Genomic DNA, 12,192 nt, shown 5'->3' on the forward strand with positions numbered 1-12,192 from the left:
CGGAATCAAAAACAGGCCGTCGGGGCGCACCGTTGAGCGTGGTTTGCTCTTCGTGATCGTTGTGCTCTTCTGCTGCACAGGTGTTATGATCACGATTTACGATACTGATGCGATCGAGGACATCCGGAGCCGGAATGCGGTGCAGCCGCACCGGATGAAGCTGTTCCGCAATGCGTTGTTTAAAAATTCCGGAAGTTGGAATGACGCGTTGGCGGTGCTGCCGGAAGAGGCTCGGGGGGATTTTGAGAAGAGCATTATTTTCCAGTGTCTGGAACTGGCGGAACGTCATGATTCGGAAGTGGACGGCGCGAGTAAGCTTATTTTTAAAACGCATGACGGTCATCTGATCGAGAGTGTGGTGCTGCGTCCGAAGACGGGCCGGACCTCGATCTGTATTTCATCGCAAGTCGGTTGCGCTTGCTATTGTTCATTCTGCGCGACCGGAAAGATGGGGTTCACGCGGAATCTGACGATGGCTGAAATTCTGGATCAGGTCAGTCAGGCGAACCGGATGGTGAAGCCGGAGGGGCGGACGATCCGTAATGTGGTCTTTATGGGGATGGGCGAGCCGCTGCTGAATACAGAGCAGGTTTTACGGTCCCTGGATTTTATGATGGATCCGAAGCTGTTTGATCTGGCCGGTTCACGCATCACGGTCTCGACGGTGGGCATTCCGGAGGCGATGGAGCTGTTTACGCAGACTTATCCGAATGTTCATCTGGCGTTGAGTCTGCATTCGGCCGATCAGGAGGTGCGGCAGCGTATGATGCCGCAGGCGCGGGTTTTTCCGCTGGAACGGATTCGTGAAACACTGGTGGCGGCTTCTGCCCACGGTCGGGTGATGATTGAATATCTGATGCTTGCGGGAGTGAATGATCGTGATCAGGATTTTCAGGCTCTGACGGATTATCTGAAAGGCCTTCCGGTACATATCAATCTCATTCCCTATAATGAATTTTCAGGCAGCAGTCTGCGCGGCACGCCGCAACCGGAACGTGAACAGTTTGCGAACCGCTTGAAGGCTGCGGGATTTGACGTTACACTCCGATATTCCATGGGTTCCGATATTGCCGCGGCGTGCGGTCAGTTGGTTCAGCATAAACAAAAGGATGCGAGCGTATGAAAAAAGGCCTGGGCTTTATCGACGTCTTTTGCATTGCCTCCGGGGCAATGATCAGTTCGGGGATTTTCGTTTTGCCGGGGTTGGCTTTTGCGCAGTCCGGACCGGCAATGATTATTGCGTATCTGATTGCCGGGCTGCTTGCGCTGATCGGGGTGCTGAGTGTGATCGAGCTGGCCACCGCCATGCCGAAAGCGGGTGGCGATTACTATTTTCTGACCCGGAGTCTGGGGCCGTTGATCGGGACGGTTTCGGGGTTATTGAGCTGGTTTGCGCTTTCACTGAAAACCGCGTTTGCGATCTTCGGTCTGGCTGAGGTTATCTATCTGCTGAGTGGCGAGCGGGTGCCGCTGTTTGCGACGGCGGTGCCGGTGACGGTGCTGTTTGCGCTGTTGAATATTCGGGGGGCTGAGGCTGCGGCAAAATTTGAAGTGGTGCTGGTGCTGGTGCTGTTTTTGTTGATGGGGGGCTATCTGGTGGCCGGTATGCCGAATCTGGAGGCCTCGCATTTTACTCCTTTTGTGAAAGAGGGCGGGGGTTTTTCGGGGATTCTTTCGACGGCGGGTTTTGTTTTTGTTTCGTTCGGCGGGCTTCTGAAAACGGCGACGATTGCAGAGGAGGTGCGTAATCCGCGGAGAAATATACCCTCAGGATTCATTGCAGCCACGTTGGCGATCACATTGCTTTATGCGCTGCTGCTGTTTGTGACTGTCGGGGTTCTTCCGGCGGAAGAGCTTTCCGGCTCTTACACGCCTATTGCCGACACGGCGCGGATGCTGGTGGGGCCGGTTGGTTATGGGGCCATTACCGTTGCGGCGGTTCTGGCTTTTGTGACGACGGCCAATGCGGGCATTATGTCGGCTTCGCGTTATCCGCTGGCGCTGGGACGCGATAATCTGCTTCCGCCGTTTTTTGCCAAGGTCAATAAGCGCGGCGAGCCGATGGTGGCGATCATTATGACGTCGACGATTATTCTGCTGTCGTTGCTGCTGGATATTGAAAAACTGGTGAAGGCGGCATCGGCCGTGGTAATCAGTGCTTATGTGCTTTCCGCAGCGGCCGTATTGGTGATGCGCCACAGTAAGCTGACCAATTATCGCCCGACGTTCCGTGTGCCGTGGTGTCCGTGGCTTCCGCTCTTCGGAATTATCAGTTTCACGCTGCTGATTGTTGATATGGGGATGGCGGCCATTGAAGTGAGCCTTGGTTTTGTGGTCTTCGGTTTACTGATCTATTTTTTCTACGGTCGCAAACGCACGGATATGGAGTATGCGCTGCTGCATATTGTTGAGAGTCTGACCAATAAGGAACTGACCGCCGATTCGCTGGAGAAGGAGCTCTACGATGTGCTGCAGAAGCGCGATGAAGTGGTACACGATGAATTTGATGAAATTCTGAAGAGTGCAGAGGCTCTCGATTTAGGGCCGGGAGCGGATCAGAATGAACTGCTTCGGGTGGTGTCGGAGACGTTGGAAAAGGATTTGGATCATTCGGCAGAAGAAATCAGACGCCGTTTTGTGGAGCGCGAACAGCAGGGCAGTTGTGTGCTTACTCCATTTGTCGCCATTCCGCACATCATCGTGGACGGCGAGGGGTTGTTCAATATCACGTTGATTCGAAGCCGCGAAGGGATTCCTTTTGAGGGGGATCTCTCGGTGAAGGCGTTTTTCGTGATTGCCGGCAGCAGGGATATGCGCAATATGCATCTCAAGGCGCTGGCGGCGATTGCCCATATTGTACAGCACCCGGAATTTGAAAAACGCTGGGCGCGAGCGAAAAACGAGGCGCAGCTTAAGGATATTCTTCTGCTGAGCGAACGCGTGCGGATGTGAAAAACTCAGGCAGGGTCGGTGGTATGACCGCCCTTTTTTAAAGCATCGAAAATTTCCTGCCGCTCTTCTGCCAATGAGGAGTGGCATTCGGGGCGTCCGGCGCGTCGGTACCAATAAGCCGCGTTTCCGGAATCGCCCTCGACCCGATGCAAATAAGCATGAATCCATGCGGCTTCGGTTGTGTTGATTTCCTGTATAATGCGGTGGGCGGCGTCCCAGTCGCCATCCCGTTCAATTTCCAGTGCCCGGATGTAAGCTTCCTTGTTCATGGGGGAACTTTAATCGGGTTGAGATGTTCAATTCAGCAATTTTATGGTTTTCTTTTGCGCTTCCAAGGACTGGATAAAATATGAAATTCAGACTGATAATATATGGGGTGGTGCTGGCCTGTGCGGTTTGTGGCCAGACGAATGAGTCGCCGAAGTTTTCGTTTCCCCGGTGGGGACCGTCGCTGAAGGCCGGATCTGTATATGACTTTCCTGCGGATCTGGATGGCGGAGGGGCATTTTCGGTGAACCGCTATTTTGTGGAGGCGGGTATTGCCCGAATGTGGGGCTTTGACCGGATGGTTGCGGTGTCGGCCGGTTATGGGCAGGATGATTATAATTTTGACGGATTAGGCACGCAGCTCTGGGACAATATTGATAATTACCGCCTCGGTTTGTTTGCGCGCTGGGCGCTGGATGAAAAATGGGCGCTGTTTGCCGGGCCTTCGGTTCGTTCGTATGGGGAAGCCGGAACGGATCTGGATGATGCCTTTGTTGGTACCTTTTTCGGCGGTGTGTCTTATACATTCGGGGATCGGCTGACACTGGGTCCGGCTTTTTTGGTGTCTGGACAAATTGAGGATTCGACCCGTTATTTTCCGGTACTGCTGGTTAACTGGAATATCACTGAAAAGCTCAGTCTGGAAACGGGCGGTGGGTTCGCGGCGACGGCCGGACCGGGGCTTTCGCTGGTTTATGATTATTCCAGACATTGGAAATATGCAGTTACCGGCCGATATGAGGAAAAGCGGTTTCGGCTGAATGGTGATGGATTGGCACCAAATGGGGTGGGGGAAGATCGAAATATTCCAATAATTGGAAGTGTTGGTTACTTTTTTTATCCGGGAGGGTTTGTTAGTGCGATTATTGGGGTTAATTTTGATGGAAAAATAGAGTTGGATGATAGGAGCGGGGCGAATATATATTCTCGTGAGTATGATTCGGCCTTTGTTCTGGGCTTGGTGGCTTCATTTAGGCTTTAAATTTGTAAAAATAAGATAATTTTTGGGGTGAAAGTCTGTTTTATTGGGCGAATATTGGTTTTTTCATTTTGCACTCTATAATGTTGACAAAATAAACAGCTGTTTTATGGTTCTGGTGTTTCTGGAGGAAATATAATGACAAATGAGACGATGGAAGGTGGCCAGGCGCTTATCCGCTGCCTGGAGAGTGAGGGAGTTGAATATATTTTCGGCTACTCCGGCGGTGCTGCGATTCCGATTTTCGATGCGCTGGTTACAACCAATACCAAAATTAAGTTTATTCTTGTGCGTCATGAGCAGGGTGCTGCTCATATGGCAGACGGTTATGCGCGTGCAACGGGAAAGCCGGCCGTGGTGCTGGTAACCAGCGGCCCGGGCGCCACCAATACGCTGACGGGTATCATGACGGCCCAAATGGATTCGGTTCCAATGATTGTTCTGACGGGGCAGTCGGTTTCGTGGATGCTGGGCAAGGATGCCTTTCAGGAAGCGGACATCTTCGGAATTACGATGCCGGTGGTTAAGCATTCCTATCTGGTTAAGGAAACCAACGACATTCCGCGCATTGTCCGTGAAGCGTTTCATATTTCGACAACGGGTCGGCCGGGCCCGGTTCTGATCGATATTCCCAAAGATATCAGCGCGGGCCCCTGTACGGCGGATCTGCACGCTGAAATGGACCTGCCCGGATACCATATCGATTATGCCGTTGATAACGATAAGGTTCTGGAGATTGCTGAGGCGCTTTCAAAATCTTCGCGTCCGCTAATTCTGGCGGGTCACGGGGCCATGATTTCCGGGGCTGATTCGGCTCTGCTGGCTCTGGCGGAAAAAGCACAGATTCCGGTGACGACAACGTTGTTGGGTAAGGGTGTTTTTCCGGAAACCCACGAACTTTCGCTGGGGATGCTGGGGATGCATGGAACGGCCTATGCCAATAAGGCGATCTGTGAGTGCGACCTGCTGCTGAACATCGGCTCACGTTTTGATGACCGCATTCTGGGGAAGCCGGATGAATTCTGCAAAGATGCGACGATTATTCATATTGATATTGATGCCGCTGAAATCGGTAAAATGATTCAGCCGCAGATAGCCTGTGTTGCCGATGCGAAGACGGCGCTGGATGAGCTGATTAAACATGTTCCGGTGCTGGAGACGAACGCGTGGCGGAAAACTCTGGATGGATATAAAACAAAGCATCCGCTGAAATTCAAGCGTCAGGGCAGTCTGAAGATGCAGCATATCATCGATGAGTTCTACAAGCTGACCGATGGCAAGGCGGTGGTGGCTACGGATGTCGGGCAGCATCAGATGTGGGCCGCTCAGTTTTATAAAAATGACAGCCGCTATAACTGGCTGAGTTCCGGCGGTGCGGGAACGATGGGGGTTGGTCTTCCATACACGATCGGTGCGGCATTCGGACGGCCGAATGATATCAACGTCTGCTTTGTTGGAGACGGCGGATTTCAGATGACCTTCTTTGAGCTGGCCACAGCCGCGCTGCACAAGCTGCCGATTAAAATCGTCGTGCTGAATAATCATTATCTCGGCATGGTCCGCCAGTGGCAGGAGCTGTTCTATGATGACCGCAAGAGCGGGGTGGATCTTGAGGGTAATCCGGATTTCGTCAAACTGGCAGAATCCTTCGGGATCAAAGGGTTCAACCTGCGCCGCCCGGGCGATGTTAAGCGCGTCCTGCAGAATGCGCTGAATTATAACGACGGCCCGTGTCTGATTAACTGCGAAGTGGAAAAAGCAGATAACGTATTCCCGATGGTTCCGGCTGGAGCTGCGTTGGAAGACATGCTGATTGACCCGCCGACCATTAAACTGGATAAACCGACAGGTTCCACTTAATCGAGGAGAGAGATAATGCTTCATCATGATAAAAACATGCACACACTGAGTGTTTACGTTTCAAATAAACCGGGTGCGCTGGCGCGTATTGCCCAGGTATTCTCCCGTCGCGGTTTTAACATTGAGTCGCTGGTTGTTTCTCCGGCTGTCGACGGTCAGTTTTCACGTATGACCATCAGTTGCAGTGGTGATCCGGAAGGTCTGGACCAGATCATTAAACAGCTCATGAAGCTGATTGATGTGCTTCATTGCATCGATCATACATACGATGAATCGGTTACCAAGGAAATGGGACTCATCAAGATTTCGGTGGATAGCGAAGGGCGTTCGGAAGCGCTTCAGATTGCCGAACACTACGGCTGTAAAACAGTTGACCTCACGCCAGAGTCGATGATTTTGCAGGTGGTCGGCAATCCCGACAAAATCGATGCGCTCGAGGAGATGATTGCCAAATTTAAAATTATTGAGCTTGTCCGCACCGGAAAAGTGGTGATGAGCCGCGGACAGGATTTAACCTGACCGGTTTTCCATAATTTGGAAGCGTCGTCCTTTTTTTGGGGGCGACGCGTTTTTTTTGTCGATTATTGGAAATAACTGAGCGGGAGGTCTTCCTGGCCTTCTGCATCGCGCAGTTGAACGACTTCTTCGCTGGTGGTGTGGAAGCGTTGGTCGACGCCGGTATTGGTGGGGCAGCCTACAATATCGATCAGCTCTTTCATGAGGAATTTAAGGTGGTCTCCGCTGTTTGCAGCGAGGTCGATCAGGTCGCGCTGATCGTGTGTGATTTCGCCGACAAAGCCGCCGAGCATCATTTCGAGTGATGCGGTGATTGCTGTGAGCGGCTGCATCAGTTCCTGCGCGACTTCAGAGAGAGCGGCCAGGAGTTCATCCTGGCTCATATGCCGGCCATGTCCGCCGATCGTACCGGCTTCGCCGTCCTTGAGCTGTCTGGAAAGGAGGTCGAGCTTTTCTTTTGTTGTGAAAATGGTGTCATCCAGATTTTCATTGGCCTGACCAAGCAGGTCTTTAACCGTGGTTCCGTCCGTGCTCTTGGATCTCATCATTTTTTCGAGGCGCTCGAAAACGGTGGCCAGTGTATTGAGACCGTCGGCAATCTGCGGGTGGGCCTGTCCGCTTTCCACCACAATGCGCCGCCATTCTGCTGAGGGAAAATTGGTATCGGCAAGCAGACCTTCCGCAGCGGCCGTACCGCGGCTGTGGATGAAATCCTGCAGTTCATGTTTCTGCTGCTCCACGGCCCGGCGGTGCTCCATATACTGCATGGCGGCCATTTCAAAACTGAGCTCTTCATTCATATTCCGGATGGCCTGGATGATGTCTCGGTCGAGCGCAGGATTGCTTTCTCCTTTGAGGGCGCTTATTTTATCGAGCAGGTTCTTTTCGAGGAGCAGCATGGCTTTCTGGAGGTCTGCTTTTCCGTTTTTATCCTTGAAGGGACTTTGGGTGCGCAGTCCTTCATAGGTTCTTCGCAGACTGCCCAGAATAATATCACTCAATGATTCTCCGGAGAGATCGGTAACTTTCTGACGTAATGCGACCGATTCAAGGATAATTTTTCCCAGTTTGGCGGGATCGGAGGCCAGTTCAGACAGACCTTCCCCAACATGCTGTTCGGTGTCGGGCCCGCTGTTTCCTTTGAGAAAAGCGATGATCTGATCAACATGTATGTCGGATGAGCTGCGTTCAGTTTCTTCGTCGAGAACGAATGTTCCATCGCGTTCGAGATCGTAGGCTTCTCCTGCAGCGGCATTGCCGATGTCGGTTTTAAGTGCGACGGCTTCGTTGTCGTGAACGGCTTTGTAGCGGGCCTGGTCGGAAGTGATGTGCGAAAGGTTTGCCCGGTTCAGGCCGGCCTGAAAATCTCCGGCCTCTCTGCTGGATAGCAGTTGAATGAGATCAATCAGCTCATTTCTGGTGATGCCCTGACTGATTTTCAGGGCGGTTATATTTAGCCGGCAAAGCCTCTTTTCCAGTGATTTATGCAGTGTACTGACCGCCCTGACGGGGGTTTCATCAATAGTCAGCATGCCGTTGAATGACCCGAGCAGTACTTTTTTTCGATCGGTAAAGAGACTGTTCATGGCCACTTCGGCGGTTACAACGGCGGCTTCAACAGCGGGGTGCTGCCGCCCGTATGTGGTGGCGATGTTGATAGAACGGCTCAGTTCATTAAGTGCGTTCACCAGAGTTTCGTCTTTAATGGGCTGGAACTGATGGCCCGGAAATTTGGATTCAGATGGCATGCTAAACTCACGTTGAATTTCAGATAGGCAAGATTTAGCAGGATGCGTGCCTGTTTTAAGTAGGCCGTAATTTAAGTATGATTCACTGTGTTTTTCCGTGATTGAATACTGGGAAAATACAATTCCTTAATAAAAAACGAAAAATTATTAAATGGTATAAGAATTGCTAATCCTGTTTTGCAATAACGGTCTTAATTGCGGTTGAATCAGTTGTTCATACGCTGGAGAATAAATGCGCAACGTGCGGGAATGTAGAGGTTGACCAGGTTGCGGTCATTTTCTCCGTCATTGAACGGAAAGGTTTGGTATTCCTGATCTGTCTGAACAAGATCATGACCGCCGAATTCCGGGGCATCAGAGTTGAGCGCCAGTTTATAGGTTCCCGGCGAGGCATCGACCGAGTAGTCGGTAAATGATTTTGTCGGGTTGAAATTAAGTACAAAAAGAAGGTCTTGTCGTTCAAACGCAATCATTTTGTCGGCTTCGTTGATGAGGCGGAAGGTGGGGTCACCAGAACCGATTACCTGATGGTCGCGGATGAGTTTCATTAGCGCCTGATCAAAATCAGCCAGAAAATGGAATTTCAAAGATGGGTCATCACGCAGGTTCCACTGCCGGCGTGCATACTGGTAGGACCAGCCGTTGCCTTCGCGCGGAAAATCGATCCATTCCGGGTGTCCAAATTCGTTGCCCATAAAGTTCAGGTAACCATGTCCGGCCGCGCCAGCTGTGGCCAGTCGGGCCATTTTATGGAGGGCAAGTCCACGGTCTACCACCAAATTCTGTGCATCGAGATGCATGTTGTAATACATCTCTTTGTCGATCAGTTCAAAAATAAAGGTTTTTCCGCCGACCAGCGCCTGGTCATGCGATTCCACATAGGAAATGACCTGTTCGTCGGCGCGGTGGCTGGTGAGTTCGTGATAGAGCCAGCTCATGTTCCACTCTTCATCCGGAATGTCATTGGAGAGCTTAAACCAGCAGTCGGGAGCGCCCATGGCCAGTCGATAGTCAAAACCGCAGCCGCCTTCGGCAACCAAGGCGCCGAGCCCGGGCATGCCCGACACATCTTCTGCTACCGTAATTGCATCCGGTCGGACCTGATGAATCAGTTTATTCGAAAGTGCGAGATAGGCATAGGCATCGACATCGCATGAGCCATCAAAATAGTTGCCGTAGTCCCCGAACGAGGTGCCCAGTCCGCGGTGGTGGTAAAGCATGCTGGTGACTCCGTCGAAGCGGTAGCCGTCAAAATTGAATTCGTCGAGCCAGTATCGGGCGTTGGAAAGCAGGAAGTGCAGTACCTCCGGTTTGCCGTAATCGAAGCAGCGTGAATCCCAGGCTTCGTGGTAGCCGCGGTCTCCATCATGGAAATACTGGTAGTGGGTTCCGTCGAGACGGGAGAGTCCCTCTTCTTCATTTTTGACGGCGTGCGAGTGAACCAGATCCATAATGACCGCAAGGCCGGCTTCATGGCAGGCATCGACCAGTTCTTTCAGTTCTGCTGGAGTTCCGAAGCGGGAGGAGGAGGCGAAGAAATTGGAAACATGGTAGCCGAACGAACCGTAATACGGATGTTCCATGATCCCCATAAACTGGATGGTATTATAGCCCATTTCAACGATACGCGGCAGAATCTTTTCCTTGTATTCAAGGTAGGATCCGATTTTGGCCTCTTCCTGAGCCATACCCACATGGGATTCATAGATCAGAGGGGCACCGACCGGTTTTGCCGGATTTTTAAATTTCCAGACATACTGTTTTTCCGGCTTCCAGACCTGTGCGCTGAAAATATGCGTTTCTTCATCCTGCACGGCGCGGCGGCAGTACGCCGGAAGCCGTTCGCCTTCGCCGCCGGGCCAGTAAATTTTCAGTTTATACAAATCGAGATGTTCGATGGTTTCCGCGGGAAGTTCAATCTCCCAGACCCCATGGCCGTCGCCGTAGTGCAGGGCAAATTCATCCAGCTGTTGCCAGTTGGTGAAGTCACCGATCAGATACATGGCGGTGGCATTCGGGGCCCATTCTCGAAAAGACCACTTCCCGTCGCGAAAGTGGAGTCCGAAATACTCATGCCCGTTGGCAAACTCATCGAGCGACATTTTTCCGCCGGTCAGCCGCTCTTCGACAAATTGGATATGTTTCGCGCGCTGCTGAATCTGTCCCATATAGGGTTCCAGCCATGGATCGTCAGCAAGTCTGGCGAGTTTTGGGTCTCTCATAAAAAATCCTATTTGGCGTTTTCAAACACTTCATCTACTAAAGGACGGTGCAACATTTCCTGATAAATATCGATGTAGGCCTGGGCTGTCACTTCGTGGTTAAAGCGTTCTTTGCTTTCTTTCATCACGCGGCCCACATGGGTTCCGCGCGTATGTTCATCGTGGGCGTGGAAGGCCATGGCCTGATCAATGGCCCATTCCATGCCGCCGCCGTCGTAGGTTTGGAAAAGAAAGCCGTTACCGGTGCCGTTTTCGATATCCATTTGGCTGATCGAGTCATGCAGCCCGCCGGTGTCGCGGACAATTGGCAGGGAACCGTAGATCGCGCTGGTCATCTGCGGAAGGCCGCAGGGTTCGAACAGCGAGGGCATCAGCATAAAGTCAGAGGCTGCAAAGCCGATATGGGAAAGGCCTTCCTCGAAATCGCAAATCGCCACGCGCTTGTAAAGATCGTGCTGATCGACAATGTCGTGAAAGATCTGCTGATAGGCTCCATTGGCCACAAAAGCCACCTGCAGGCCCTCTTTCCAGTACTTATCCACGATGCGGTAGAGAATGTCGGCCACTAGCTGGCAACCTTTCTGTACCGGGTCAAGACGCGACGGCCAGAACAGCAGCGGGGCATCGGGATTCATTTCGAGTCCCAGCCGTTCCTGCAGCCAGACTTTATTGGCGCGTTTGGCCGTATAGTGGTCGAGCACACCGTATTGCTGGATCAGGTAATCATCAGTCTCCGGGTTGCAGGAGGCATCCGGGGAGTTGAGAATACCCCGGGCGCAGCCCGCATGGAATTTACTGGCCACTTCCCACTGGATATTTCCCGGCACAAAATCGTGCTCATTATCGACGATCTCTTTCAGGAAGGTCGGGCTGACGGTATTGATAAAGTGCGAGGCGAAAATTCCGCTGCACAGGAAATCGACCGGATTGTTTTCCCGCGCTTCAAAATAGTTGGCCGACGGCCAGCCGAAAAACAGATTACTCCAGAATTCGGCGGCATCAATACCGCGGTCCTCAATGTGTGCCAGTGTGGTTTTCACGGTGTGGATGTTATGAAAGGTAAAGAGGCTCGGGATGCCGAGCATGCGCGCTTCCGCCGGAATCAGTCCGGTCATCCAGTCGTTGCAGTGGACGAGGTCGGGTTTGACCGTGGGAATGATGTTATTAATGACCTCGCGCTGAAAGGCGAGGGCAATCTTCATATCCACCTCTTCGGAGTTACTGTACACGCGGTCCTGATAATAAAAAATCCGGTCCTCCGCGAGGTGGATGCGGTCGTCCGGAAGTTTACTTTTATAGATCAGTAGCTCATCGTCGATGAATCCGCCGATGTCAACATGGAACATTTTGCGGTAGTGCGGCAGAGCCACATGCACATCGGCCCCCAGTTCATAAAGAGCGGACACGAGCGAAGCGGAGACATCCGCAAGACCGCCGGCCTTGGCCGAGAGCTTGTTCGTCATGTTGCCCATGCCCTCAGGGAGATAGGTGATCTCCGGGGTCACGATCAGAATTCGTGGACCTTTTTTTGTGTGAACTTTCTTGTTCGTATTTTTTCTGGGTTTTGCTGTCGCTTTCTTACTTGATTTTTTTTTCTTTTGGTCAGCCATTGTTTCCCCTTAATCGCTAGCATGATCAAAACAATAGG

General features: G+C 52.0%; 9 protein-coding genes. 5 read left to right on the forward strand and 4 right to left on the reverse strand.

Going from position 1 to position 12,192, the window contains the following annotated elements; all coding sequences use genetic code 11:
* Positions 1-85: 85 nt before the first annotated feature.
* The gene (gene rlmN / locus P9H32_RS14750) at positions 86-1,123 is read left to right on the forward strand and encodes a 23S rRNA (adenine(2503)-C(2))-methyltransferase RlmN (RefSeq protein WP_322609678.1); all 1,038 of its coding nucleotides are present in this window, start codon (positions 86-88) and stop codon (positions 1,121-1,123) included.
* Complete coding sequence (locus P9H32_RS14755; RefSeq protein WP_322609679.1) at positions 1,120-2,952, forward strand: amino acid permease; 1,833 nt, start codon at positions 1,120-1,122, stop codon at positions 2,950-2,952. Before rlmN ends, P9H32_RS14755 begins: the two co-directional genes overlap by 4 nt.
* Positions 2,953-2,957: 5 nt before the next feature.
* Here P9H32_RS14755 and P9H32_RS14760 read toward each other — a convergent pair whose 3' ends face one another.
* Positions 2,958-3,221 (reverse strand): hypothetical protein, encoded by a 264-nt coding sequence (locus tag P9H32_RS14760; protein ID WP_322609680.1) that lies wholly within the window; start codon positions 3,219-3,221, stop codon positions 2,958-2,960.
* Positions 3,222-3,301: 80 nt separating this feature from the next.
* On the opposite strand from P9H32_RS14760, the gene P9H32_RS14765 reads away from it, so the two are divergent.
* The 3 genes from P9H32_RS14765 to ilvN all read left to right on the forward strand — a co-directional run bounded on the left by P9H32_RS14765 (position 3,302) and on the right by ilvN (position 6,577).
* A complete protein-coding gene (locus P9H32_RS14765) occupies positions 3,302-4,201 on the forward strand; it encodes a hypothetical protein (RefSeq protein ID WP_322609681.1) in 900 nt (299 codons plus the stop codon).
* 135 nt (positions 4,202-4,336) lie between these two features.
* Positions 4,337-6,058, forward strand: coding sequence for a biosynthetic-type acetolactate synthase large subunit (ilvB, locus tag P9H32_RS14770; protein ID WP_322609682.1), 1,722 nt, complete (start codon positions 4,337-4,339; stop codon positions 6,056-6,058).
* 15 nt (positions 6,059-6,073) lie between these two features.
* Positions 6,074-6,577 (forward strand): acetolactate synthase small subunit, encoded by a 504-nt coding sequence (ilvN, locus tag P9H32_RS14775; RefSeq protein WP_322609683.1) that lies wholly within the window; start codon positions 6,074-6,076, stop codon positions 6,575-6,577.
* A gap of 62 nt (positions 6,578-6,639) precedes the next feature.
* Here the strand turns inward: ilvN and P9H32_RS14780 are convergent, their stop codons facing one another.
* From P9H32_RS14780 to P9H32_RS14790, 3 genes are all read right to left on the reverse strand, one after another.
* Positions 6,640-8,322: a hypothetical protein gene (locus P9H32_RS14780; RefSeq protein WP_322609684.1), complete on the reverse strand. Its 1,683-nt coding sequence runs from the start codon at positions 8,320-8,322 to the stop codon at positions 6,640-6,642.
* A gap of 206 nt (positions 8,323-8,528) precedes the next feature.
* Positions 8,529-10,544: an alpha amylase C-terminal domain-containing protein gene (locus P9H32_RS14785; RefSeq protein WP_322609685.1), complete on the reverse strand. Its 2,016-nt coding sequence runs from the start codon at positions 10,542-10,544 to the stop codon at positions 8,529-8,531.
* 8 nt (positions 10,545-10,552) lie between these two features.
* On the reverse strand, positions 10,553-12,154 hold the full coding sequence (locus P9H32_RS14790) for a glycogen synthase (RefSeq protein ID WP_322609686.1): 1,602 nt from the start codon (positions 12,152-12,154) through the stop codon (positions 10,553-10,555).
* Positions 12,155-12,192 lie beyond the last annotated feature (38 nt).

This window comes from Pontiella agarivorans (genome assembly GCF_034531395.1).
Classification (GTDB): domain Bacteria; phylum Verrucomicrobiota; class Kiritimatiellia; order Kiritimatiellales; family Pontiellaceae; genus Pontiella; species Pontiella agarivorans.